Genomic DNA, 22,894 nt, shown 5'->3' with positions numbered 1-22,894 from the left:
ACTCAGCCGGCGGCGATCTCCACGCGTTTCCCGTCCGCACGCGCGGACGCGAAGATGGCGTCCACGGCCCGCATGTCGCGCCACCCTTCCTCGCCGGGCACGCGCGGTGCACGCCGTTCCACGATCGCCAGCGCATCGGCATCCATCTGCCGGGCCTGCTGGGCCGGCGTGGCACCGATCACCGCATCGAAACGGCGTCCATCGCTGGCCTCGCCACGCACGCCTTCATAGGCCTGGAACGGCGACAGTTCGTACCACCCCGTCTCGCAATCGGCGCGCAGCAGGTTCATGTTGCGGCCGAAGCTGGTCTCGCCGTCAGCGATGACGCCGTCGGGAAACTCGAGGCGAAAGCGCATCGTCTCGTCGACGCCACGGAAGATGTCGGGCCGCTGGACGGTCTGGGTTGCGGTCACCGCGATGGGCTCGGCACCGGCGGTGTAGCGCGCCGCGTTCAAGGCGTACACGCCCATGTCGTACATGGCGCCGCCGCCGCGGGCGGGGTCCAGCCGCCAGTTGTCGCCGCCGGCGCCGTCGAACCCGTGGAAGCCGGCTTCGGCACGGATGCGCTGCAGGCGCCCGAACGGCCGCGATCCGGCCAGCGCCATCATCGCCTGGGTATTGGGCTCGTGCTGCATGCGGTAGCCGATCGCGAGCTGCACGCGGTGCTTGTGGCAGGCATCGATCATCGTGCGCGCTTCCGCCGCATCCATCGCCATCGGCTTCTCGCACCACACGTGCTTGCCGGCGGCCGCCGCGCGCAGGGTGAACAGCTTGTGCAGGTGATTGGGCAGCACGACATAGACCACGTCGATGTCGAGGTTGTCGGCGATGCGGTCGAAACCGTCGTAGTCGTAGACATTGCGGTCGGGAATCCCGTGGAGGCGCTGCCACGCCTCCGCCTTGGCCGGGGTGCCGGTGACGATGCCGGCCAGGCGGCAATGTCGCGTCATCCGCAGGGCAGGCGCCAGCAGGTCGCGGCTGTAGTAGCCCAGTCCCACCAGCGCGACGCCGAGCGGGCGCGATGCCCTGGCGCGCGCGGTGGGCAGCATGCCGGCGATACCGACGGCACCGAGCGCACCGAGCAGCCGCCGGCGCGAAGGATCAGCAGAGGAATGCTCGGCGCTCATCGCGGACAGCCTCGGGTGGGGAACCGCGAGACTACCGCATGCACCGCATCGGCACGTCAGCGCGCGCGCTGCCCGGCCGCGTGCCGCCAGAAGAAATCCACCAGCGGCGGCAGCTTGCCGGCCAGACCCAGCAGCGGGCCACGCAGCAGGGTCAGGTGCATCTCGTCGGTGGAGAACAGCCGGTTGATGCCGTCGAAGGCGTAGGCGGCGGTCGCATTCTCGCTGCGCCGCTGGCGTGCCCAGCGTTCGAGGCGATGCGGGGCCGCCCAGTCGACGCGCTTGCCCTGCGCGGTGCGGATGCCGTCGCGCAAAGCGGCGACATCGCGCAGGCCGAGATTGACGCCCTGACCCGCCAGCGGATGCACGACATGCGCCGCATCGCCGGCGACGACGACGCGGCCGGCGACGTAGTCCTTGGCCAGTTGCCGCTTCAGCGGGAACGCCGCACGCGGCGACACCGGCTCGACCGTGCCGAGTTGCCCGCCCATCGCCAGCGTCAGCTCGCGACCGAATGCGGCATCGTCCAATGCCAGCACGCGCTGCGCGTCGTCGTCGGGCAGGGTCCAGACGATGGAGCTGAGCCCGTCCGCGAACGGCAGGAAGGCCAGCGGGCCGGTCGGCAGGAAACGCTGCCAGGCCGTGTCGTCGTGGGGCATGCCGGTCCGCACGAAAGCCACCACGCCGCGCTGCGCATAGCCATGCGACGCGACATCGAGACCGGCCAGGCCACGCAGGGTGGACTCGGCGCCATCGGCGGCCACCGCCAGCCGCGCATCGACGCGCGTACCGTCGTCCAGCCGCAGCGTCACGCCGGTGTCGTCCTGCTCCATCGCGTCGACACGCGCCGGGCAGCGCACCTGCACGCCCGCTGCCGGCAGCGCGGCCCAGAGCCGGTCGACCAGCAACGCGTTCTCGACGATCCAGCCCAGTTGCGTGCGGCCCAGCGTGTCGGCATCGAAGCGCAGCTCGTCGCCGCCTGCGGCATCCCAGACGCGCATGCCGCGATAGGGCTGCGCGCGTGCATCGCGAACCGCGCTCCAAACGCCAGCTTCCTGGAGCAGCGCCGCGTTGTCCGGCGCGAACGCGTAGACGCGCAGGTCCGGCTGCGCCAGCGACCAGCGCGGTGGCTCGCGACCTTCCACGAGTGCCACCTCCAGCCCTTCGCCCGCCAGCACCAGCGCGCAGGCCGCACCCACCACGCCGCCGCCGACGACGGCGACATCGATCTGTCCGCGCCGCTTCATGCGGCTTCTCCGCGGCACAGCGCCGGCACGTCGCCACGGAAGCCCATCGCGCCGCCCACCAGGAACGATTGCAACGAGGGCTGTGCATCCACCGCCACCAGGCCCAGGCTGCGCAGCGGCTTCAGCAACGGCGACGGATTGCTGGTCAGCCGTGCCAGGCCATCGGAAAACGCCAGCGTGCGCTCGCGGTCTTCCTGCCGGCGCGCGGCGTAGGCCGCCAGACTGTGGGGATCGCCGGGATCGGCGCGGCGCGCGATCTCCTCGGCCAGCGTCAGCGCATCACGCAAACCCAGGTTGAACCCTTGTGCGCCGATCGGATGGATGGTCTGCGCGGCATTGCCCAGCACGACCGCGCGGTCGGCGACCAGCCGCTGCGCGACGACACGGATGATCGGATACGCGCTGCGCTCGCCGCTGCCGGTCAGCCGGCCGACGCGCCAGCCGATGGCGTGCTGCAGGCGTGCCAGCCAGGCCGCCTCGTCCAGGGCCGCGACGTCATCGGCCTCGTCTCGGGCCACGCCGTGCACGACGCCCCAGTGGCGATCGCCGCGCGGCAGCAGCGCGGTCGGGCCGGCATCGCCGAGGCGCTCGTAGGCCGTGCCATCCGGCGCCTGCGTAGTGCGCACGCGGGCCACGAACAGGGTCTGGCCGTAGTCGTGCTCGTCGACGCCGATGCCCAGCGCCTCGCGGACAGTGCTGCGGGTGCCGTCGGCAGCCACTACCAGTTGGGCACGCACGGCACGCTCACCATCGGCATCCGCGATCCGGAGAGCGCGGTGTCCCTCGTCGTCCGGCGCGAAACCGACGAAGCGTGCCGGCCGATACCGGGTCAGCCGAGGCAGTTGGTCCAGCCGCGCTTCCAGCGCCTCGCCGAAGTCCCGCGCCACCACGACCTGGCCGAACGCCTCGCGGCCGTAGTCGCCGGCATCGAGCCTCACCCGTCCGAAGTCGCCCTGGCGACTGATGTGGATGCGCCGGATTGGCCCGGTGGGCGCCCGCAACTGCTGCATCACGCCCAGCGCCGTCAGCGCGTTGACCGTCGCGGCGGCGAAGCTGAGGTTGCGCTGGTCGAACACCGCGGGCATCTGTCCCGGCGGGGTGGCTTCCACCAGCCCCACGTCCAGTCCCTGGCGGTCCAGGGCGATGGCCAGGCTGGCACCGACCAGTCCCCCACCCACGATCACCACGTCATGCCGTTCTTTCATGCGCCCATGATAGCGCCCCGCCTCCGGCGTCCCGTCCGTCGGCATGCCGCGCGCAAGCTCCGGTAGAATGCGGGGCTGAGTCTCCGGAACCGTGCCGATGAACACCACTTTCCAACGCGCCCTCGTGCTGACGCTGGTCGCCGCCCTGCTGGTCCTCACCCGCCTGCACCTGCCCACCGCGTTCGGCCACATCGGTCCGTTGCCCGACGCCAGCTGGGCCGCGTTCTTCATCGGCGGCTACTACCTGCGCAGCTGGTCGCGCTGGGCGTTCCCGCTGTTCATGGCCGCCGCCGTCGTGGTGGACTATCTCGTCATCAGCGGCCAGGGCATCAACTTCTGGACGCACTACTGCGTGTCGCCGGCGTACTGGTTCCTGCTGCCGGCCTACGGCGCAATGTGGGCCGGCGGCGCGCTGCTGCGCCGCTACCAGACCGCGAACCACGGCCGCACGCTGGCGTTGCTGGTCGGCAGCCTGCTGGCCTCGGTCACCGTCTGCCACCTGCTGAGCCAGGGCAGCTTCTACTGGCTGAGCCCGGTGGTCAGCGAGCCGACGTTCGCCGGCTGGTGGAAGAACTTCAGCGACTGGTATGTACCGTACCTGCGCGTGGCCGCGATCTACGTGGGCCTGACGGTGATCGTGCATGTGCTGGTCGAGCAGGTCGTGCGCCTGGCCAAGCCGCACGGCCGTACCGCCGACTGACCGCGACGTCCGCACGATGGGCAACCGCCTCTCGAAGATCTACACCCGCACCGGCGACGACGGCAGCACCGGGCTGGGCGACGGCACACGCGTGGGCAAGGACTCGGCGCGGGTCACCGCCTACGGCACGGTGGACGAAGCCAACTCGTCCATCGGCGTACTGCTTGCCGTGGCGAGCGTGCCGGACGACATCCGCGCGCTGCTGACCACCGTGCAGCACCAGTTGTTCGACCTGGGCGGCGAGCTGTGCATCCCGGGCCATGCGGCCATCACCGGCGACGATGTCGACGCGCTGGAACGGCAGCTGGACCATTACAACGACGACCTGCCGCCGCTGAAGGACTTCATCCTGCCGGCCGGCGGCGAAGCGGCTTCGCGCTGCCACCTGGCCCGCACCATCGTGCGCCGCGCCGAACGCGAGACCGTCACCCTGGCCCGCCACGATGCCGTGCGCCCGGAGGCGATCCGCTACCTCAACCGCCTCTCCGATCTGCTGTTCGTGCTCGCCCGCGTGCTGGCCCGCGCCGACGGCCAGGGCGAGGTGCTGTGGAAGCACGAGCGGCGGCATTCGTAGGACCGGGCACTTCATCCAAGGTCGAGTGACGGCCTGACCGGGGTCGCGCATAGAATGGACCCGGACATCCACCGGGAGAGGCGGTTCCCGCCCCGCCGAGGGCAACGCCGGCACCTTGATCATCTATACCCACCCCGCCTGTCTGCTGCACGACCCCGGACCCGAGCACCCGGAGCGCCCGGCGCGGCTGGAAGTCGTGCTCGAGGCCCTGCGCCACCACCACGCCGACGCCGACTGGCGTGAAGCGCCGATCGTGAAGCTGGGCGACCTGCGCCGTGTGCACGACGAGGCCCTGGTGCGTGAGGTCCTGGACACCGAGGTATCCGGCTACCGCATGCTCGACCCCGACACGGTAATGAGCCCGGCCTCGCGCGCGGCGGTGCTGCGGGCGGCCGGCGCCGGCGTGGCCGCGGTGGACGCGGTGATGAACGGCGAGGACCGCACCGTGTTCTGCGCCGTTCGCCCGCCCGGCCACCACGCGACCAGTGCGGCGGCGATGGGCTTCTGCCTGTTCAACAACATCGCCGTCGCCGCGGCGCACGCCTGCGACAAGCACGGGCTGGAGCGGGTGGCGGTGATCGACTTCGACGTCCACCACGGCAATGGCACCCAGGCCATCTTCTACGACGACCCGCGCGTGGCCTATTTCAGCACGCACGAATCCGGCATCTACCCGCACAGCGGTGCGCCCTACGAGCGCGGCGTCGGCAACGTGTTCAACGCCCTGCTGCCGCCGGGCAGCGGCGGCTTCCGCTTCCAGAACACCTGGGCCGACGAACTGCTGCCGGCGCTGGAGGACTTCAAACCGCAGCTGGTGCTGGTCTCGGCGGGGTTCGATGCGCACATGCGCGACCCCCTGGCCGACCTGATGCTGGAGACCGAGGACTTCGGCTGGATCACCCGCCAGTTGCGCGATGTCGCCAACCGGCATGCCGGCGGGCGCCTGGTCTCGATGCTCGAGGGCGGCTACGACCTCGAGGCCCTGCGCGACTGCGCCAAGGTGCACGTGGACGCGCTTCGCTGAGGCCATCGGACCAGCGGCACCGCCGCTGCTGAACCCTGCCCGACATCGGCCGGAAGCCTTCATTGCCCGCATGCATGGGATGCGGCAAGCTAACGACCGTTTTTCGTCCGACAGCGAGCCCAGCACCGCGTGCGCCCTGCCCTTCGCCTGCTCCCGTTGCCCTTCAGCATCGCCCTGTGCCTGCCGGCACTGGCCGACGATGAGAAGCCCGACAGCTGGGCGCTCTGCCCGATCCAGGACGTGATTCCGGCCTTCGGCGGCGCTCCGCAACCGTCGCCGGCCGGCACGCCCCAGGCCACGCGCGAGCAGCGCGCCGACCAGCCGACCTCGATCGAAGGCGACGCATTGGGCGGCACCGAAACGAACCTCGAGTACCAGGGCAATGTGGCGCTGAGCCGGGGCGACCAGTTCCTCGGTGCCGACAACCTGAAGTACGACCAGGAAAAGGACACCTACGTCGCCGACGGCCATGTCCGCTACCAGGACACCGGCATCCGCCTGGTGGCCGACACCGCCCGCGGCGACCAGGGCGCCGACACCCACCAGATCGACAACGTGCGCTACCAGTTGGTATCGCGACGCGGCAACGGCGGCGCCGACCGCATCGACATGAAGGGACCCGAGGGCAGCCTGCTGCACTCGACCTATTCCACCTGCGATCCCGAAGACCGCCGCTGGGACCTGCGCGCCCGCCGCATCGACATCAATACCGACGATGGCTGGGGCGTGGCGCGCGGCGCCACGATCCGCCTCGGCAAGGTGCCGGTGCTGTACGTGCCCTACCTGAAATTCCCGATCGACGACCAGCGCCACACCGGCCTGCTGTATCCGTCGATCGGCCTGTCGGGTCGCAACGGCTTCGACTGGAAGCAGCCGATCTACCTCAACCTGGCGCCGAACTACGATGCGACGCTGGAACCGCGCTACATGAGCGAGCGCGGTTTCCAGATGGGGGCGGAGTTCCGCTACTTGTACGAAAACGGGTCCGGCGAAATCCAGGGGGCCTGGATGACCAAGGACGACCTGGTCAGCGACCGCATGAACGAGTCGGACTACGATCCGCTCAACCCGAACAACCCGGATCCTGACGATGGCCGTGGCTTCCTTTCGTACGAAGGCTCTCACCGCTTCAGCCGGAACTGGCAGGCGCGCGCGAACCTGATCTGGCTGAGCGATGCGCGCTACCAGGAGGATTTCGGCAACTCGCTCTACGGCCAGGCGTACTCGTCCGTTACCAGTACGGCCGGCGTCTATGGCGCAGGCGAGTACTGGAGCGCCGGGGCGATGGCGGACCACTGGCAGCTCTCCGACTACCTGAGCCGCGAGGAAACGCTGCCGTACAACCGGCTGCCGCGCACCTATCTCAACTGGAGCCAGCCGCTCAGCCGTTGGATCAACATCGGTGGCCATGCGGAGGCAGTACGCTTCGCCCACGATGTACATCCGGGCGGCAGCCGCCTCGACCTCAAGCCGACGATCTCTTTCCCGATCCAGGGTGCCGCGTGGTACGTCACGCCGACGCTGGCCTACCGGCACACCGAGTATCGGCTGGACGGCGATCTGGCACAGCAGGTGGCCGATACGCGAGCGCGTGAGGCCCATGGCCTGGGTCCGCTCGATCCAGTCCCTGCAGAACTCTCCGCTCCGTTCTACGATCGTGCGCCGAGCCGCAGCATGCCGATCGCATCGCTCGACGCGGGCGTGTATTTCGACCGTGAGACCGAGATCAAGGGCGACCGCTTCCTGCAGACGCTGGAGCCGCGCCTGTTCTACTTGAAGGCACCGTACCGCGAGCAGGATGGCATTCCGATTTTCGACACGCGTCCGTTCAACTTCAGCTACGGCCAGCTGTTCCGCGACAACCGGTACACCGGCGCGGACCGCCAGACCGACGCCAACCAGCTGACGCTGGCCCTGAGCACACGCCTGTTGCGGCAGAAGGACGGTTTCGAACGGCTGTCCGCCAGCATCGGCCAGATCCGCTACTTCGACGACATCCGGGTCACGGCACCCAATGAAGTGCCGCTGGAGAAGGGCAAGTCCGCCTGGGTGGTGGATGCGAACTACGCGCCGACCGACCGCTGGACCATCGGCGCGTCGTACCAGTGGGATCCGAAATTCCGCCGCGAAGACCTCGCCAGCGTGCGCGCGCGCTACCTGCTGCCGGACGACGGCGTGGTCAACATCACCTACCGCCGCCGTCGCGACCTGTTGGAACAGGCCGACTTCTCGTTCCTGTACCCGGTGACCCCGGCCTGGAGTGTGGTCGGCCGGTATTACCACTCGTTCTACCGCGATGCGGCCACCAACCAGGAGCCCGGTCTGCTGGAAGGCGTCGCCGGCGTGCAGTGGGACAGCTGCTGCCTGGCGGTCCGCGCGCTGGTGCGCCGTTATGTGCGCAATCGCGAGGGCGACATGAACACGGGCTTCCAGCTCGAGTTCGTGCTGAAGGGTCTCGGCTCGGCCGGCCAGGACACGGACCGCACCCTCCGCCGTGCTATTCTCGGTTACTACCGAGACGACCTCTATCTCGTCCCGCCGAGCAATATCGCGCAGCGACCGGACGATACCTCTTACGCTCCGGATCCGATGCCATGACCAAGCCGTTTTCCCGCCTCCTGATCGCCGGCCTGCTAGCCCTGTCGACGTCCGCCGCGCCCGTGTTGGCGCAGACGCTGCAGCCGCTGGACCGCATCGCCGCCGTGGTCAACGAGGACGTCGTGCTGCAGAGCGAGCTCGATCGCGCGGTGCAGAACGTGCTCGCCCAGTACGCCAACCAGCCCGGCCAGCTGCCGCCGCGCGCCGTGCTCGAGCGGCAGGTGCTCGAGCGCCTGGTCCTGGTCAAGCTGCAGGTCGCGCGTGCCGCCGAAACCGGCGTCCGCGTCAGCGATGCCGACCTCAACAATGCGGTCAACGCGGTGGCCCAGCAGAACGGCACCACCCCGGACGGCCTGCGCCAGCGGCTGGAGGCCGACGGCATGTCGTACCCCGAGTTCCGCAACTCGCTGCGCGACGAAATCACCATCCAGCGCCTGAAGCAGGGTTTCGCCCAGACCCGCATCAATGTCAGCGAGGGCGAAGTCGACGCGGCCCTGGCCGCCCAGGCCGCCAGCGGCACGCAGTACCGCCTGGCGCACATCCTGGTCGGCCTGCCCGACGGCGCCAGCGCCGAGCAGATCAGCACCGGCCAGGGCAAGATCGATGGCGTCAAGGCATTGGTCGACAAGGGCGAACTGGATTTCGCCGCGGCGGCCGTGCGCTATTCCGACAGTCCCAACGCGCTCGAAGGCGGCGACCTCGGCTGGCGCAGTGTCGACGAAATCCCGACCGCCTTCGTGCAGATGCTCAAGGACATGAAGCCCGGCCAGGTGGTCGGCCCGCTGCGTGGCCCGAGCGGCTTCCAGTTGCTGAAGCTGGTCGAGGTGCGCGATGCGGCGCAGGCCGACAAGCGGACCGTCGAGGAATACAACGCGCGCCACATCTTGGTGCGCATCACCGAGACCCAGGACGCGGCGGCCGCCAAGGCCAAGATAGATACCCTGCGTGCCCGCATCGCCGGTGGCGCCGATTTCGTCGCCGTGGCGAAGGAATCGACGGAAGACGCCAACAGCCGCGCCGACGGCGGCGACCTGGGCTGGTTCCCGGCCGATGCATTCGGCCCCGCGTTCGGCAAGGAAGTCACCGGCCTGCAGGATGGCCAGGTCAGCGCACCGTTCCGCACCGATGCCGGCTGGCACATCGTCCAGCGCGTCGGCGCCCGCCAGACCGACGTGACCGACCAGAACCGACGCGCGCAGGCCCGCGACACCATCGGCCGCCGCAAGGCGGAAGAAGAGTACAACCGCTACCTGCAGGAGCTGCGTGGCGAAGCCTACGTGAGCTTCCGCACCGGCGACCGCGCCGAGACCACGCCGGGCGGCTGACATGACGCCCCGGCTGGCGCTGGTCCCGGGCGAGCCTGGCGGCATCGGACCGGAACTGTGCGTGCGGCTGGCGCAGCAGTGCCGCCGGGACTGCACTCTGCTCGCCTTCGGTGACGCGGACACCCTCGGTGCCGCCGCCTCCGCGCTCGGCCTGCCCCTGCGATTGCTCGACGAGCACGAGGTCGCCACCCAGCCTGGCGACCTCCGTCTGCGGCCTGTGCCCAATGCGGCACCCAACGCCTTCGGCACGACCGAGCCACGCAACGCGCGCGCGGTCATCGATGCACTGACGCTGGCGGCCGATGCCTGTCTGCGCGGCGAGCTCGATGGCCTGGTCACGGGCCCCGTGCACAAGGCCGCGATCAACGCCGGCGGCATCGCCTACAGCGGCACCACCGAACTGCTGGCCGAGCAGGCACGCCGGCCGGTGGTGATGATGCTCGCCAACGAGATCGTGCGGGTCGCGCTGGCGACCACCCACCTGCCGCTGCGCGACGTGCCTGACGCGATCACCTCCGAGGCGCTGGCCCAAGTCCTGCGCATCACGCATGCCGCGCTGCGCAGCGACTTCGGCATCGCCGAGCCGGTCATCGCAGTGCTCGGACTCAATCCGCATGCGGGCGAAGCCGGGCATCTCGGGCGCGAGGAGATCGACGTGATCGAACCGCTGCTGCGCGCAATGCGCGCGGACGGCATGCGCCTGGAAGGCCCGCTACCCGCCGATACCGCCTTCCTGCCGCAGAAGCTGCGCGGCTTCGATGCGGTGGTCGCGATGTACCACGACCAGGGCCTGCCGGTGCTCAAGTACAGCGGCTTCGAGCAGGCGGTGAACCTGACACTGGGGCTGCCGTATCCGCGCGTCGCGGTCGACCACGGCACCGCGCTCGACCTCGCCGGGCGCGGCATCGCCGATCCGTCCAGCCTGTTCGCCGCCGTCGCCACCTGCGCGCGCATGGCGGCCCAGCGCAAGGCGTGACACCCCACTGCCGACGGGAGACGCGGCATTCCCGCATAATTCCCGCATGTCGCATTTCAAGGCTCCCCCCAAGAAGTCCCTCGGCCAGCACTTCCTGACCGACCGCAGCTATATCGACAAGATCGTGATGGCGGTGAATCCACAGCCCGGCGACCGGCTCGTGGAAATCGGTCCGGGCCAGGGCGCGATCACCTTTCCGTTGCTGCGGAAGCATGGCGAGCTGACCGCGATCGAGTTCGACCGCGACCTGATCACGCCGCTGATGGAAGCCTCGGACGGCGTCGGCCGGTTGACCATCATCCACAAGAACGTGCTGGACGTGGACTTCGGCAAGCTCGCTGGCGACGACAAGCTGCGCCTGGTCGGCAACCTGCCCTACAACCTGTCCTCGCCCATCCTCTTCCATGCGATCGAACACGCGGCCTCGATCCGCGACATGGTCTTCATGCTGCAGAAGGAAGTCGTCGACCGCATGGCCGCCGAGCCGGGTAGCAAGGTCTACGGGCGGCTCAGCGTGATGCTGCAGGCCTACTGCCGCGTGGACTCGCTGTTCGTCGTGCCGCCGGGCGCATTCCGGCCGCCGCCGAAGGTGGACTCGGCGGTCGCGCGACTGGTGCCGCACGATGTGGCCGCCATCGGCATCGCCGACCATCGACGCTTCGCGGAGGTCGTGCGCGCCGCCTTCGGCCAGCGTCGCAAGACCCTGCGCAACGCGCTGGGCGGCACCTGTTCGACCGACCAGATCGAGGCCGCCGGCCTGCGCCCCGATGCGCGTGCCGAGCAGGTCGAGGTGGAAGGCTTCGTCCGCCTCGCCAACCTGCCCGCGGAAGACTGACACGCGCACCATCGCGGCGTTGTTTCCGCTTTTACACGCCTTTGCATACACTTCCCGCATGGATTCCCCCGACTACGCCATCGACGTCGATGTCGCCACGCGCTTCCTGGACGACCAGTCCACGCCCGAGGACGGGCGCTACGTGTTCGCGTACACCATCCGCATCCGCAATCGCGGCCGCGTACCCGCGCAGCTGCTGCGCCGCCACTGGGTCATCACGGATGCGAACGGCAAGGTGGAAACGGTCGAGGGCGAAGGCGTGGTCGGCGAACAGCCCTGGCTGAGGCCGGGCGAGGATTTCCGCTACACGTCCGGGGCCATCCTCGAGACCTCGCTGGGCACCATGCAGGGAAGCTACGACATGCTCGCCGACGACGGCACCCGTTTCGACGCTCCCATCGCGCAGTTCACCCTGTCCGTCCCGCGGACGCTGCACTGAGTCCGCCGCGATGACGGTCTGGGCCATCGGCGACCTGCAGGGCTGCTACGACGCCACGCAGCGGCTGCTCGAGAAGATCCGCTTCGATCCCGCGCAGGACCGCCTGTGGTTCTGCGGCGACCTGGTCAACCGCGGCGGGCAGTCGCTGGAGACGTTGCGGCTGGTGTACTCGCTGCGCGACCACAGCGCGACGGTGCTGGGCAACCACGACCTGTCGCTGCTGGCGATCGGCGAGCGCTCGCCGGACGAACAGCGCAAGGTCAATCCCGACCTGCAGCGCGTGGTGCTGGCCGACGACGCCCGCGTGCTGCTGGACTGGCTGCGCATGCAGAAGCTGGTGCACGTGGACCGCGACCTCGGCTGGATGATGGTGCATGCCGGCCTCGCGCCGAAGTGGACCACCGCATTGGCCGAGAAGCATGCGCGCGAGGTCGAACAGCAGCTGCACGGCAACGCCTACCGCAAGCTGTTCCGCAACATGTACGGCGACAAGCCGAACTGGGCACCGCACCTGTCGGGCCACGACCGGTCGCGCGCCATCATCAACGTGCTCACGCGCATGCGCTACTGCACGCCGCGCGGTCGCATGGCGATCGAGGAGAAAGGCGCGCCGGGCCGCCAGGCGCAGGGGCTGTACCCGTGGTACGAAGTCCCGGGCCGTGCCGAACGCGACCTCAAGATCGTCTGCGGCCACTGGTCCACGCTCGGCCTGATGATCGGCCACGGCGTGCACGCGATCGATACCGGCGCGGTATGGGGCGGCAAGCTCACCGCGCTGCAGCTGGATACCGACGAGGTCCGGCTGGTGCAGGTGCCCGGCCGCGACGTGCCGCCACCGCCCAAGGGCGAACTGCCGAAGGACTGAGCATGCGGCAGGTGCGGCTATCGACGCTGTGCCTGATGCTGTTGATGCTCGCGGCCTGCCGCGACGAAACGCCGGTCGCCGCCGAATCCAGGCCTTCAGCAGACGCGCGTCCGGATGCGCCTGCCGCCGTCTCTCCCCCGCTGGTCGCTGCGGCGCGTGCGCAGGTCGGCGTGGTGCGCCGGTACGATCCAGCCTACTTCAGCCTGGCGTATCCCGGTGGCGACGTGCCCGCCGATCGCGGCGTCTGCACGGACGTGGTGATCCGCGCGCTGCGCACGCAGGGGCTGGACCTGCAGCAGGCGATCCACGAGGACATGCGTGCGCACTTCGACCAGTATCCGCGGCAATGGGGCCTGAGCCGGCCCGACCGCAACATCGACCACCGCCGCGTGCCCAACCAGATGCGCTGGTTCGAGCGGCAGGGATGGCAGCAGGCCGCCGGTGCGGCGTCGGACGATTTCTCGCCGGGCGACATCGTGGCGTGGAAGCTCAGCGGCAGCGGCCTGCTGCATATCGGCATCGTGTCCGACCGCCGCAGCCACGACGGCACGCCGCTGATCCTGCACAACATCAACGCCGGCACCCAGGAAGACGACCTGCTGTTCCGGCACGCGATCATCGGCCACTACCGGATGCCGGCAGCGCCATAGTCGGGCGTAGTGTGCGCCACGCGCACGATCGCATGGACCGATACCGCACTCGTGCGCACGGCGCACGCTACGCTTGATCAGGCACGCCGATATTCGACGAAATCGAACCCGAAGGCGTGTCGGGCATCGGCGGGATGCGACTCGCGCGCGACCTGCCGCCAGCGGCTGCCGTCGAAAGCCGGAAAGAACGCGTGAGCGCCATCCACCACGGTGTCGACCTCGGTGAGATGCAGCACGTCGGCACGGTCCAGCGTCAACGCGTAGACCTCGCCGCCGCCGATCACGCAGAGTTCGTCGGCACCCTGTTCCACCGCGATCCGGATCGCCTCGTCGACCGACGTCACCGGCTGCATGCCGTCGAACGGCACGCGACCGCTGCGCGTCAGCACCAGGTTCAACCGGCCGGGCAATGCACGGCCAAGCGATTCGGCGGTCTTACGCCCCATCAGCACCGACTTGCCCAGCGTCAGCGCCTTGAAGCGCTTCAGGTCATCGGGCAGACGCCACGGCAGATCGTTGTCGCGGCCGATGGCGTGGTGGCGGTCCAGCGCGGCAATAAGCACCAGTCGCATGCGCGGGTTCACGACGAAGCGCTCCCTTTGCATCGCTCCACAATGGGTGCCACCCGCCGCGCGCCGGCGATGATCCGCTCGCGTGCCTGGGTATTCGTATTCATGTTGAGCGGCGAATTCTTGATCGCTTCGCCCATCCCGGCCAGGAACTCCGGCTCGGCGACCAACATCAGCCTAACGGTTTCCGTCTTTCCTGACGGCACTTGTCGAAGGTAGCCCTGCAGCCGTTCGGCTGGCACGGAATCCCGGACCGCTGCGACGAATGCGGTGCGAGTGCGCGCGTCCGTGTAAGCGTCTTCGAGCGCGGCCCCCATGTCTTCGGCCACGAGCCGTGCGATCGCCGGCTTCAACCCACTGCACGCATCGACCTGCGCCTGGCTTCCCAGTGCCGTCACGGCCTGCTTTTCCATGTCCTGCCGGAGGCTGCGCAGGACGTCGACGACGAACTCATCGTGCACGAAACCAGCGAGCGCCTGATCGTAGAACTGTTCGGCCGCCGTCTGCGATGGTGTACCGATGGGGGCCGACATCGACAAGCAGGGCCAGCCCAGCATGGCCAACAGCACCCACCTGCGCATCACACCGCCACCGGCGCTTTGATCGCCGGATGCGGGTCGTAGCCATGGATTTCGATGTCGTCGAAGGTGAAGCCGAACAGGTCGGTGACATCGGGATTGAGGTGCAGCTTCGGCAACGCGCGCGGTTCGCGCGCCAGTTGTTCGCGGGCCTGGTCATAATGGTTCGAATACAGGTGCGCGTCGCCCAGCGTGTGCACGAAATCGCCGACGCCGAGACCCGTCGCCTGCGCCACCATGTGCGTCAGCAGCGCGTAGCTGGCGATGTTGAACGGCACGCCGAGGAAGATGTCGCCGCTGCGCTGGTAGAGCTGGCAGCTGAGCTTGCCGTCGACCACGTAGAACTGGAACAGCGAATGGCACGGCATCAGCGCCATCTTCGGCAGCTCGGCCACGTTCCAGGCGCTGATCACCAGCCGGCGCGAGTCCGGGTTGCGCTTGATCTCGTCCACCAGCCACTGCATCTGGTCGATGGTCTGGCCGTTGGCACCTTCCCAGCTGCGCCACTGCTTGCCGTAGACGGGACCCAGCTCGCCGTTCTCGTCGGCCCACTCGTCCCAGATGCTGACCTTGTTGTCCTTGAGGTAGGCGATGTTCGTCTCGCCTTTCAGGAACCACAGCAGCTCATGGATGATCGAGCGCAGGTGCAGCTTCTTGGTGGTGACCAGCGGAAAGCCTTCGTTGAGGTCGAAGCGCATCTGCCAGCCGAATACGCTGCGCGTGCCGGTGCCGGTGCGATCGGATTTCTCGGCGCCCTGTTCCAGCACATGGCGCAACAGCTCGAGGTATTGCTTCATGCTTCGCCTCCGGCAAACGGCCTCATGCGGTCTTCTCCTTCCCGTCGTTGGCTACAGGCACGACGGGCTGCAGCGTCGGCGCGCGACGCGACAGCCACAGCAGGTACAGGCCCAGCAGCACCAGCGGTACGCTCAGGATCTGGCCCTTGGTGAGCCAGCCGAACGCAACGTAGACGCCCTCGTCCGGCACGCGCACGAACTCGACGATAAAACGGAACACGCCGTACATCAGCGCGAACAGGCCGGAGACCAGGTAGCGCGGACGCGGCTTGCGCGACACCAGCCACAGCACCACGAACATCACCAGCCCCTCGAGGAAGGCCTGGTAAAGCTGCGAAGGGTGACGAGCGAACGGGTCCAGCGCACCGGCGGCGTACTGCGCCTGCAGCTGCGCGGCATCCAGGCTGCGCAAGGCGGGATCGGTCGGGAAGATCACGCCCCATCCCGCCTCCGTCGGCTTGCCCCACAACTCGGCGCCGATGAAGTTGCCGAGCCGGCCGAAGCCGAGGCCTGGCGGCACAAGCGGCGCCACGAAATCCATCGTGTCGAAGAAGTGCAGCCGGTGCTTGCGCGACCACCACAGCGCCGCGGCCATCACGCCGAGCAGGCCGCCGTGGAAGCTCATGCCGCCTTCCCACACCTTGAAGATCGACAGCGGATTGGCGAGGAAGGTGTCGAAGCCGTAGAACAGCACGTAGCCGAAGCGTCCGCCCAGCACCACGCCGAGCATGGCGTAGAACATCAGGTCGGAGAACGCGTCGGCGTTGACGCCCGGCAGGCGCCCCTGCGTGGCGCGCATCCGCCCCAGCCACCAGGCGACGACGAACGCGAGCAGGTACATCAGGCCGTACCAGTGCAGCTTGACCGGACCCAGCGAAAAGATGATCGGATCGATCTGGTGGAGGTAGATCATGCGCCTCGGCGTGGCCGGTGGGGATGGGCTATTTTGCCCCAGCCGGTCGACGCGTGGATGACCACGGGCCGCACCGGTGACGGCTCAGTCCAGCAGGTGCGGACGATTCGGCAGTTCGTCTTCGTCCGGATGACCGTCGGCCTGCGGGAAATGCAGCGCCAGGTGATCGGACACCGCACGGATGCCATCCAGGATGGCCTGTTCCGGGTGGCCGGCGCGCATCGCCGTCTCGATCAGGCGGCAGACCTGCGCCCAGGCCTCGTCGCTCACCCGCCCGGCCAGGCCACGGTCGGCGACGATCTCGATGCGGTGGTCGGCCAGCAGCAGATAGATCAGCACGCCGTTGTTGGCGTCCGTATCCCAGGTGCGTAGCCGGACGAACACCTCGTGCGCGCGCTCCCGCGCCTGCACGCCGGCCAGCAGCGCGCCCAGCGGAAGGTTCGACTCCACCGCGAACATGACCTCGCCGCGATGCCGGCGCTCGCCGTCCGCGATCGCCTCGGTGATGCGTTGCAGGCTGTCCTCGGGAAACAGCCGGCGTGAGGAACGGGCGAACAGATGCCGCAGCAGACGCATCACCAGCTCCCCGAGGCGCCACCGCCTCCCGACATGCCGCCACCGCCGCTCCAGCCGCCGCCTCCGCCGCCGCCAAAGCCACCTCCGCCACCCCCAAATCCACCTCCGCCCCAGCCGCCACCGAATCCACCCCAGCCTCCGTGCCGCGCATATCGCCCGGACGAGATGGAGATCAGGCCGTAGAACAGCCCCAGGATGCCCGCGAAGGCCGCCAGCGGAAGGATCGACGACAGCAGCAGCGCCACGCCGCCGGCCGCGCCGCCGGTGAACACGCTGCGCAACAGGCGGGGCGCCTTGCCGAACACGCCACGGACCAGCGAGGCCACGACGAACGCCGCGAACAGGGCGAACAAGCCATCGCTGCTCACCGGTTCCTCGTGATCGCGGTTTCCGCTCACCGGCGCGGGCAAGGCTTCGCCTTCGATCAGCCGTGCCAGTTGTGCCGTGCCATCGACGATGCCACCCCCGAAATCGCCGGTACGGAACTTGGGCGCGAGGTATTCCTGGATGATGCGGTTGGCGATCGCGTCGGGGATCGCGCCTTCCAGTCCGTAGCCGGGCTGGATGCGCACGCGGCGATCGTCCTTGGCGACCAGCAGCAGCACACCGTCGTCGACGCCCTGCCGGCCCAGCTTCCACTGGTCGAACACGCGCTGCGCATATTGCTCGATCGTTTCGGGCTGCGTGGTCGACACCATCAGCACCTGCAGCTGGCTGCCCTTGCGCTGTTGAAGCGCCAGTGCCTGCTGTTCCAGTTGCTGCTTCTGCGCGGCATCCAGCGTGCCGGTGGTATCGACCACCGGCGAATCGAGTGCCGGAATGGCCGCCAGCGATTGCGCCCAGGCCGGCGCAACCGTCAGCAGCAGGCAGAACGCCAAGGCACGCAGCATGGGGGCGACGCGACCCTGCTCAGTTGCCGGGCGACGGCGGCGGAGGCGGCGTCGGGGCCTGCGGTGCCGCCGGTGGCGGCGTACCGAAGTCGACCGCCGGCGCTTCCGAGATCGCGGCCTCGTTCTCGACGGTGAAGTTCGGCTTTTCCTTCGCGCCGGTGATCTTCGCGGTGATCAGCTGCGGGAACTGGCGAATGTAGGTGTTGTAGTCCTGCACGGTCTGGATGTAACGACCGCGCGCGACGGTGATGCGGTTCTCGGTGCCTTCCAGCTGCGCCTGCAGGTCGCGGAACGACTGGTCGGATTTCAGATTTGGATAGTTCTCGGTGACCACCAGCAGGCGCGACAGCGCGCTGGACAGTTCGCCCTGCGCCTGCTGGAACTGCTGCAGCGAGGCGGCGTCGTCGGCGTTGACCTGGATCTGGCCCACGCGGGCGCGCGCGTTGGTCACGTCGGTCAGCACCTGGCGCTCCTGCTGGGCGTAGCCCTGCACGGTCTTCACCAGGTTGGGGATCAGGTCGGCGCGCCGCTTGTACTGGTTCAGCACCTCGGACCAGCCGGCCTTCACCGCTTCGTCCTTCTGCTGGATGGCGTTGTAGCCACAGCCGGACAGCAGCGCGACGAACACGACGAGCAACCACAGACGCGACACCTGGCGCATGGCACGGCACTCCGTTGAAGGACGCGCCGATTGCAGCACCTTGCCCAGGACCACGCAAGCGCGGTGCGCATGGTGGTCGTTGGCGAGCGGACTTGTTATCGGGTCGTGAACGAAGAAGGGCTCCCGCCGGGAGCCCTTCGTGGATCGACCCGCGATGCGTGCTTACTCGCGCAGCATGCGCTGGGTGGCGCGCTTCTTCGCCCACAGGTTGAGGCACTCGACCAGCGCGGAGAAGCCCATCGCGCCGTACAGGTAGCCCTTCGGGATATGCATCTCGAAACCATCCAGCAGCAGGTACGCGCCGACGGCCACGATGAAGGCCAGCGCCAGCATCTTGATGGTGGGGTTGTTGTCGATGAACTGCCCCAGCGGCTTGGCCGCCAGCAGCATCACGGCGACGGCGAGCAGGATGGCCGCCACCATCACCGGCGTGTGGTTGGCCATGCCGACCGCGGCGATCACCGAGTCCAGCGAGAACACGATGTCGATCACCGCGATCTGCGCGATCACGCCGGCGAACGACACGGCCGGGCGCGTGTGCACGTCTTCCGCGTCCGGCTCGCCCTTCACCAGCTCCAGGATTTCCTTGGTGCCCTTCACCAGCAGGAACACGCCACCCAGGATCAGCACCAGGTCGCGCACCGAGATGCCCTGGCCGAACAGCGTGAACAGGTCGGCGGTCAGGCCGGCCAGCCAGGCCAGCGTCAGCAGCAGCAGGATGCGGGTGATGCACGCCACCGCGATGCCGAACTTGCGCGCGACTTCGCGCTGGTGCGCCGGCAGCTTGCTGACCGCGATGGAGATGAAGACCAGGTTGTCGATGCCCAGCACGATCTCGATCGCGCTCAGCGTGACCAGCGTGATCCACACCTGCGGATCGGTAAGCAGTTCCATCATCGGGGAGTACCTTGGTTCAGATCAGGAGTTCAGAGATAGCGGGGCACGAGGATCAGGCCCCAGCACAGCAATACGTTCATCATCAGCACGAAGACGGCGGCGGAGCCCATGTCCTTCGCGCGGCCGGCGAGTTCGTGGTGTTCGGGGCCGTAGCGCTCGATCACCGCCTCCACCGCGGAGTTGAGCAGCTCGGCCGCCAGCACCAGCAGACAGCTGCCGATCATCAATGCGCGCTCCAGCCCGCTGTCGCCCAGCCACAGCGCCAGCGGCGCCAGCACGACCAGCAGGTAGACCTCCAGCCGGAACGAGGATTCGTGCACCCACGCCGCACGCAGACCCTGCAGGGACCAGACCGCGGCCTTGAGGATGCGGCCCGGGCCGCGGGGAAGATGTCCGATTTCGTCAGCCATGGGCAGGTCGATGCGAAGAAGGCCCGCATCGTCCCCGGCCCGTCAGGCAGGGCCTGGACCAGCGGTGGGGTCGGATCGGGTGGAACCGGCGCAGTGGACGCGCCAAGGGGGCGATTTTGCCACAAGGCGGCCCCGCACCGGTTTGCATCGTCCGTCCCCGGCTGGTCCACTAGGGCCTGCCTTCCCCCAAGGAGCCCTGCCCCCGTGATCCTGCCGACCCCGCTTCGCCTGCCCCTGTCCGCCCTCGCCCTGGTCGCCGTGCTGGCCGCCTGCGCAGGCAGCCCGCCCGCGAGCGCCGACGCGCCCGCCGCCGCCACGTCGAAGACCGCCCCCCGCATCCCGGACCAAGTCTCCAACGCGGCCTGGGAGACCGACATGCAGCGTTTCGCGGCCGAGGACGCGCAGTCGCCGCCGCCGCGCGGTGGCGTGGTGTTCACCGGCAGTTCGTCGATCCGCCTGTGGGACACGCTGGCGCAGGACTTTCCCGGCGTACCGGTGATCAACCGCGGCTTCGGCGGTTCCGAACTGCGCGACAGCACCTGGTACGCGGACCGCACCATCGTGCCGTACGCCCCGCGGCAGATCCTGATCTACGCCGGCGACAACGACCTGAACTCGGGCCGCTCGCCGCAGCAGCTGCAGGCCGACTTCATCGCGTTCGTCGAACGCGTGCGCCGCGACCTGCCGAAGGCGAAGATCGCCTACATCAGCACCAAGCCCAGCCCGTCGCGCGCGCAGCTCCTGCCCGCCCAGCGCGAGGCGAACGCGCTGGTGCAAGCGGAAGCCAAGCGGCTGGGCGTGGACTACATTGACATCTTCACGCCCATGCTGGATGCCGGCGGCCAGCCGGACGAAACCCTGTTCGTCGAAGACCGCCTGCACATGAACGCCGCCGGCTACGACATCTGGCAGCGCGTCATCGCGCCGTACGTGAAGTGATCCCGTCGCCGCGCCGGTGCCTCAGCGCCGGCGCGGCGCACCCTCGTTCTGGTGCAGGCTCAGCACGTTGCCGTCCGGGTCGAGGAAGTCCAGCGACAGCCCGCCATCGGGCGATTCGCTGACCGGCACCACGATCTCCACGCCCTTCGCGGCCAGCGCCTCGGCCCGGTCGTCGATGCCGCCGTCGAGGCTGAAGACGACGACCGGCGATTCGCCCGCGCGCGCCGGGCGCGGGATGAACACCAGTGCGAGTTCGCCGACCTCGCCCATGGCGAACGGACCGTCGTGCCCGTCCATCGTGTCGATCGGCAAGCCGAGGGTGTCGCGGTAGAACGCCACCGACCGGCCGAGGTCGGAGACGAAGAACACAATGGCGCCTACCTTGCAGTGCGTGAGCATGGGATGTCCTCCTGTGTGATTCCCGTCTGTCGGTTGCCGCGGGAAGGCGATGTGTGAGCACCGGCGTCGATCAGGATCAGGTGCCCGTCCGGATCGTGCGTCCCCAGTCCCTCGCCCGCCTGCATCGCGGCCTTCAGCGCGCGCCGGGCCAGTCCGAACGCGAGGTCGGTACTGCGTGCGGGATCGCGCAGGTACGCCAGCGCGATGCTGTCCGCGCGCATGGCCGGCGACTGTGCGGCGAGCGTCCTGCGGATGCGGGTCAGGCGCTGGCGGAACGCGGTCGGTTCGATGCGCAGGATCCAGCGGATCTCGTCCGCCGACAGTCCGTGCAGCGCCAGCACGGCCAGCCGGCGGGCAGAAGGCGGCAGCGTCGCGAGCCAGGGCAGCTGCGTCGCGCGACATCCGGACTCCCGCAGCGCTGCGGGATCGGCGGCATCCTCCGCATCGAGGTGCGCCTGGGCTTCGCGCCGGCGCCGTCTGACCGCCGTGCGTGCGGCCATCGCCGCCTGCCGACGGAGTACGCCGGACAGCCAGGGCAGATCGTGGCGTCCGGCGACCACGCCGGCGAGCAATGTGTCCTGCACCAGGTCTTCCACCTCGTCCGCACGCCGGCACAGCCGCAACGCCTGCGCACGAAGGGCGCGATAGACCGCGAGCGTCAGTGCGTCTCCGCCGCCTTCCGCCGCTGCAGGCATCAGGCGTCCTGGTAGATGGCGGTGCCGCGCGTACCGTCCGGCCGCACCCAGCCGCGGTACATGCCACGCGTATTGAGGACCAGCGCGAGGTTGCCGTCGCGGTCCACCGCGATCGCGCCGCCGTCGCCACCATGTTGCGGCACTTCGCCGAGGATGACGTCTTCCACCGCATCGCGCAGGCGGTCGCCGCGATACGCGACGCGCGCGGCGATGTCGTGGGCCGCCGCGTTGCGGATATAGAACTCGCCCCAGCCGCTGCATGACACCGCGCAGCGCGCATCGGCCCAGGTGCCGGCACCGATCACCGGCGAGTCGCCGACGCGTCCCCAGCGCTTGTTGGTCATGCCACCCGTGGAGGTCGCGGCCGCCAGGTGGCCGCGGCTGTCCAGCGCCACCGCGCCGACGGTGCCGAAGTACTTGCCGCGCAGATCGTCGTTGCTGTCCCAGGCCTGCTGCTCGCGCTGCTGCGCATCGCGCAACTGCGCGCGCCGCGCCTCGGTCGAGAACCAGCCGTTCGGCACGCGCTCGATGCCCGGCTGCGTGTCGGCGAACTGCTCGGCGCCGTCGCCGATGAGAAAGACATGCGGCGAATCCTCCAGCACCCGCCGCGCCAGCCGCACGGGGTGGCGCACCGTCATGAGGCCCGCGACCGAACCGGCACGGCGATGGCGTCCGTCCATGATCGAGGCGTCGAGTTCGTGCCGGCCTTCGGCGGTGAACACCGAGCCGCGCCCGGCGTTGAAATGCGGGGAATCCTCCAGCACGGTCACCGCCGCTTCCACCGCATCCAATGCGGTGCCGCCGGTGGCGAGGATGGCGTGGCCGACGTCGAGCGCGCGTGCGAGTTCGGCATGGATCGCGGTTTCCAGCTCGGCGCCCAGGCTGCCCGGCTCGATCACGCCGGCACCTCCATGGATGGCGAGTGCAAGCGGCCGGCGGGACGAATGCGGACTCATGGCGCAGGCACCAGCGGAAGGCGCGACGGGCCTCCAGCATACTCCCGCCGAC

At 69.0% G+C, this 22,894-nt stretch carries 25 protein-coding genes and 1 pseudogene; 11 read left to right on the top strand and 15 right to left on the bottom strand.

Annotation, left to right across the window (positions count from 1 at the left end):
* Window positions 1–2: 2 nt before the first annotated feature.
* From AC04MD_RS08765 to ubiH, 3 genes are read right to left on the bottom strand one after another with little or no spacing between them, the layout of a single operon-like run.
* The gene (locus tag AC04MD_RS08765) at window positions 3–1,127 is read right to left on the bottom strand and encodes a Gfo/Idh/MocA family protein (protein ID WP_475496881.1); all 1,125 of its coding nucleotides are present in this window, start codon (window positions 1,125–1,127) and stop codon (window positions 3–5) included.
* Window positions 1,128–1,183: 56 nt separating this feature from the next.
* Window positions 1,184–2,371 (bottom strand): UbiH/UbiF family hydroxylase, encoded by a 1,188-nt coding sequence (locus tag AC04MD_RS08760; RefSeq protein WP_475496880.1) that lies wholly within the window; start codon window positions 2,369–2,371, stop codon window positions 1,184–1,186.
* The gene (gene ubiH, locus AC04MD_RS08755) at window positions 2,368–3,576 is read right to left on the bottom strand and encodes a 2-octaprenyl-6-methoxyphenyl hydroxylase (RefSeq protein ID WP_475496879.1); all 1,209 of its coding nucleotides are present in this window, start codon (window positions 3,574–3,576) and stop codon (window positions 2,368–2,370) included. The genes AC04MD_RS08760 and ubiH overlap by 4 nt, the downstream gene beginning before the upstream one ends.
* Before the next feature lie 97 nt (window positions 3,577–3,673).
* Between ubiH and AC04MD_RS08750 the strand changes: the two genes are divergently transcribed.
* From AC04MD_RS08750 to AC04MD_RS08705, 10 genes and pseudogenes are all read left to right on the top strand, one after another.
* A complete protein-coding gene (locus tag AC04MD_RS08750) occupies window positions 3,674–4,276 on the top strand; it encodes a hypothetical protein (protein ID WP_475496878.1) in 603 nt (200 codons plus the stop codon).
* Between the two features lie 16 nt (window positions 4,277–4,292).
* Window positions 4,293–4,850 carry a cob(I)yrinic acid a,c-diamide adenosyltransferase gene (locus tag AC04MD_RS08745; RefSeq protein ID WP_475496877.1) on the top strand — a complete coding sequence of 186 codons (558 nt, stop codon included), beginning with the start codon at window positions 4,293–4,295 and terminating at the stop codon, window positions 4,848–4,850.
* A 115-nt stretch (window positions 4,851–4,965) separates the two neighbouring features.
* A complete protein-coding gene (locus tag AC04MD_RS08740) occupies window positions 4,966–5,874 on the top strand; it encodes a histone deacetylase family protein (protein WP_475496876.1) in 909 nt (302 codons plus the stop codon).
* Between the two features lie 129 nt (window positions 5,875–6,003).
* Entirely contained in the window at window positions 6,004–8,472 is a 2,469-nt protein-coding gene (gene lptD, locus AC04MD_RS08735) for an LPS assembly protein LptD (RefSeq protein ID WP_475496875.1), read from the top strand.
* Window positions 8,469–9,797: a peptidylprolyl isomerase gene (locus tag AC04MD_RS08730; RefSeq protein ID WP_475496874.1), complete on the top strand. Its 1,329-nt coding sequence runs from the start codon at window positions 8,469–8,471 to the stop codon at window positions 9,795–9,797. Before lptD ends, AC04MD_RS08730 begins: the two co-directional genes overlap by 4 nt.
* A 1-nt stretch (window position 9,798) precedes the next feature.
* Window positions 9,799–10,773, top strand: coding sequence for a 4-hydroxythreonine-4-phosphate dehydrogenase PdxA (gene pdxA, locus AC04MD_RS08725; protein WP_475496873.1), 975 nt, complete (start codon window positions 9,799–9,801; stop codon window positions 10,771–10,773).
* Window positions 10,774–10,819: 46 nt separating this feature from the next.
* Window positions 10,820–11,608 (top strand): 16S rRNA (adenine(1518)-N(6)/adenine(1519)-N(6))-dimethyltransferase RsmA, encoded by a 789-nt coding sequence (gene rsmA, locus AC04MD_RS08720; RefSeq protein WP_475496872.1) that lies wholly within the window; start codon window positions 10,820–10,822, stop codon window positions 11,606–11,608.
* Window positions 11,609–11,666: 58 nt separating this feature from the next.
* Window positions 11,667–12,047, top strand: a complete 381-nt coding sequence (apaG, locus tag AC04MD_RS08715) for a Co2+/Mg2+ efflux protein ApaG (protein ID WP_464747747.1) — start codon at window positions 11,667–11,669, stop codon at window positions 12,045–12,047.
* A gap of 10 nt (window positions 12,048–12,057) precedes the next feature.
* A pseudogene (locus AC04MD_RS08710) lies at window positions 12,058–12,888 on the top strand (symmetrical bis(5'-nucleosyl)-tetraphosphatase); the annotation flags it as partial.
* 26 nt (window positions 12,889–12,914) lie between these two features.
* A complete protein-coding gene (locus AC04MD_RS08705) occupies window positions 12,915–13,562 on the top strand; it encodes a DUF1287 domain-containing protein (RefSeq protein ID WP_475496871.1) in 648 nt (215 codons plus the stop codon).
* 77 nt (window positions 13,563–13,639) lie between these two features.
* Here AC04MD_RS08705 and AC04MD_RS08700 read toward each other — a convergent pair whose 3' ends face one another.
* From AC04MD_RS08700 to AC04MD_RS08660, 9 genes are all read right to left on the bottom strand, one after another.
* The gene (locus AC04MD_RS08700; protein WP_475496870.1) at window positions 13,640–14,134 is read right to left on the bottom strand and encodes a dihydrofolate reductase; all 495 of its coding nucleotides are present in this window, start codon (window positions 14,132–14,134) and stop codon (window positions 13,640–13,642) included.
* Window positions 14,135–14,142: 8 nt separating this feature from the next.
* On the bottom strand, window positions 14,143–14,694 hold the full coding sequence (locus AC04MD_RS08695) for a hypothetical protein (protein WP_475496869.1): 552 nt from the start codon (window positions 14,692–14,694) through the stop codon (window positions 14,143–14,145).
* A gap of 17 nt (window positions 14,695–14,711) precedes the next feature.
* On the bottom strand, window positions 14,712–15,506 hold the full coding sequence (locus AC04MD_RS08690; protein WP_475496868.1) for a thymidylate synthase: 795 nt from the start codon (window positions 15,504–15,506) through the stop codon (window positions 14,712–14,714).
* 22 nt (window positions 15,507–15,528) lie between these two features.
* On the bottom strand, window positions 15,529–16,419 hold the full coding sequence (lgt, locus tag AC04MD_RS08685) for a prolipoprotein diacylglyceryl transferase (RefSeq protein WP_475496867.1): 891 nt from the start codon (window positions 16,417–16,419) through the stop codon (window positions 15,529–15,531).
* 84 nt (window positions 16,420–16,503) lie between these two features.
* A complete protein-coding gene (locus tag AC04MD_RS08680; protein WP_475496866.1) occupies window positions 16,504–16,995 on the bottom strand; it encodes a TPM domain-containing protein in 492 nt (163 codons plus the stop codon).
* Window positions 16,995–17,885 carry a TPM domain-containing protein gene (locus AC04MD_RS08675; RefSeq protein ID WP_475496865.1) on the bottom strand — a complete coding sequence of 297 codons (891 nt, stop codon included), beginning with the start codon at window positions 17,883–17,885 and terminating at the stop codon, window positions 16,995–16,997. Before AC04MD_RS08675 ends, AC04MD_RS08680 begins: the two co-directional genes overlap by 1 nt.
* Before the next feature lie 19 nt (window positions 17,886–17,904).
* Window positions 17,905–18,546, bottom strand: coding sequence for a LemA family protein (locus AC04MD_RS08670; protein ID WP_475496864.1), 642 nt, complete (start codon window positions 18,544–18,546; stop codon window positions 17,905–17,907).
* 162 nt (window positions 18,547–18,708) lie between these two features.
* Window positions 18,709–19,443 carry a TerC family protein gene (locus AC04MD_RS08665; RefSeq protein WP_475496863.1) on the bottom strand — a complete coding sequence of 245 codons (735 nt, stop codon included), beginning with the start codon at window positions 19,441–19,443 and terminating at the stop codon, window positions 18,709–18,711.
* Window positions 19,444–19,472: 29 nt separating this feature from the next.
* Window positions 19,473–19,853, bottom strand: a complete 381-nt coding sequence (locus AC04MD_RS08660; protein ID WP_475496862.1) for a diacylglycerol kinase — start codon at window positions 19,851–19,853, stop codon at window positions 19,473–19,475.
* 249 nt (window positions 19,854–20,102) lie between these two features.
* Here AC04MD_RS08660 and AC04MD_RS08655 point away from each other — a divergent pair, with 249 nt between their 5' ends.
* Window positions 20,103–20,792: an SGNH/GDSL hydrolase family protein gene (locus tag AC04MD_RS08655; RefSeq protein ID WP_475496984.1), complete on the top strand. Its 690-nt coding sequence runs from the start codon at window positions 20,103–20,105 to the stop codon at window positions 20,790–20,792.
* A 21-nt stretch (window positions 20,793–20,813) separates the two neighbouring features.
* On the opposite strand, the gene AC04MD_RS08650 is transcribed toward AC04MD_RS08655, so the two are convergent.
* The 3 genes from AC04MD_RS08650 to AC04MD_RS08640 are packed head-to-tail and all read right to left on the bottom strand — an operon-like array spanning window position 20,814 to window position 22,842.
* Entirely contained in the window at window positions 20,814–21,191 is a 378-nt protein-coding gene (locus AC04MD_RS08650; RefSeq protein ID WP_475496861.1) for a VOC family protein, read from the bottom strand.
* Window positions 21,170–21,886, bottom strand: coding sequence for an RNA polymerase sigma factor (locus AC04MD_RS08645; protein WP_475496860.1), 717 nt, complete (start codon window positions 21,884–21,886; stop codon window positions 21,170–21,172). The genes AC04MD_RS08650 and AC04MD_RS08645 overlap by 22 nt, the downstream gene beginning before the upstream one ends.
* The gene (locus AC04MD_RS08640) at window positions 21,886–22,842 is read right to left on the bottom strand and encodes an isoaspartyl peptidase/L-asparaginase family protein (protein WP_475496859.1); all 957 of its coding nucleotides are present in this window, start codon (window positions 22,840–22,842) and stop codon (window positions 21,886–21,888) included. Before AC04MD_RS08640 ends, AC04MD_RS08645 begins: the two co-directional genes overlap by 1 nt.
* Window positions 22,843–22,894: the final 52 nt, after the last annotated feature.

Source organism: Pseudoxanthomonas sp. LjRoot206 (genome assembly GCF_056175725.1).
The sequence above is the reverse complement of the archived record's forward strand: the minus strand, read 5'-3'. Positions and strand labels throughout refer to the sequence as shown.

What these genes read in the sequence shown, in the direction of transcription:
- AC04MD_RS08705 (WP_475496871.1), top strand. Translation starts at nt 12,915, where the DNA reads ATGCGGCAGGTGCGGCTATCGACGCTGTGCCTGATGCTGTTGATGCTC.
- AC04MD_RS08675 (WP_475496865.1), bottom strand. Translation starts at nt 17,885, where the DNA reads ATGCTGCGTGCCTTGGCGTTCTGCCTGCTGCTGACGGTTGCGCCGGCC.
- AC04MD_RS08680 (WP_475496866.1), bottom strand. Translation starts at nt 16,995, where the DNA reads ATGCGTCTGCTGCGGCATCTGTTCGCCCGTTCCTCACGCCGGCTGTTT.
- AC04MD_RS08730 (WP_475496874.1), top strand. Translation starts at nt 8,469, where the DNA reads ATGACCAAGCCGTTTTCCCGCCTCCTGATCGCCGGCCTGCTAGCCCTG.
- AC04MD_RS08760 (WP_475496880.1), bottom strand. Translation starts at nt 2,371, where the DNA reads ATGAAGCGGCGCGGACAGATCGATGTCGCCGTCGTCGGCGGCGGCGTG.
- AC04MD_RS08665 (WP_475496863.1), bottom strand. Translation starts at nt 19,443, where the DNA reads ATGATGGAACTGCTTACCGATCCGCAGGTGTGGATCACGCTGGTCACG.
- AC04MD_RS08745 (WP_475496877.1), top strand. Translation starts at nt 4,293, where the DNA reads ATGGGCAACCGCCTCTCGAAGATCTACACCCGCACCGGCGACGACGGC.
- AC04MD_RS08750 (WP_475496878.1), top strand. Translation starts at nt 3,674, where the DNA reads ATGAACACCACTTTCCAACGCGCCCTCGTGCTGACGCTGGTCGCCGCC.
- apaG (WP_464747747.1), top strand. Translation starts at nt 11,667, where the DNA reads ATGGATTCCCCCGACTACGCCATCGACGTCGATGTCGCCACGCGCTTC.
- AC04MD_RS08765 (WP_475496881.1), bottom strand. Translation starts at nt 1,127, where the DNA reads ATGAGCGCCGAGCATTCCTCTGCTGATCCTTCGCGCCGGCGGCTGCTC.
- AC04MD_RS08650 (WP_475496861.1), bottom strand. Translation starts at nt 21,191, where the DNA reads ATGCTCACGCACTGCAAGGTAGGCGCCATTGTGTTCTTCGTCTCCGAC.
- AC04MD_RS08640 (WP_475496859.1), bottom strand. Translation starts at nt 22,842, where the DNA reads ATGAGTCCGCATTCGTCCCGCCGGCCGCTTGCACTCGCCATCCATGGA.
- AC04MD_RS08645 (WP_475496860.1), bottom strand. Translation starts at nt 21,886, where the DNA reads ATGCCTGCAGCGGCGGAAGGCGGCGGAGACGCACTGACGCTCGCGGTC.
- pdxA (WP_475496873.1), top strand. Translation starts at nt 9,799, where the DNA reads ATGACGCCCCGGCTGGCGCTGGTCCCGGGCGAGCCTGGCGGCATCGGA.
- ubiH (WP_475496879.1), bottom strand. Translation starts at nt 3,576, where the DNA reads ATGAAAGAACGGCATGACGTGGTGATCGTGGGTGGGGGACTGGTCGGT.
- AC04MD_RS08660 (WP_475496862.1), bottom strand. Translation starts at nt 19,853, where the DNA reads ATGGCTGACGAAATCGGACATCTTCCCCGCGGCCCGGGCCGCATCCTC.
- AC04MD_RS08690 (WP_475496868.1), bottom strand. Translation starts at nt 15,506, where the DNA reads ATGAAGCAATACCTCGAGCTGTTGCGCCATGTGCTGGAACAGGGCGCC.
- lgt (WP_475496867.1), bottom strand. Translation starts at nt 16,419, where the DNA reads ATGATCTACCTCCACCAGATCGATCCGATCATCTTTTCGCTGGGTCCG.
- AC04MD_RS08700 (WP_475496870.1), bottom strand. Translation starts at nt 14,134, where the DNA reads ATGCGACTGGTGCTTATTGCCGCGCTGGACCGCCACCACGCCATCGGC.
- rsmA (WP_475496872.1), top strand. Translation starts at nt 10,820, where the DNA reads ATGTCGCATTTCAAGGCTCCCCCCAAGAAGTCCCTCGGCCAGCACTTC.
- AC04MD_RS08670 (WP_475496864.1), bottom strand. Translation starts at nt 18,546, where the DNA reads ATGCGCCAGGTGTCGCGTCTGTGGTTGCTCGTCGTGTTCGTCGCGCTG.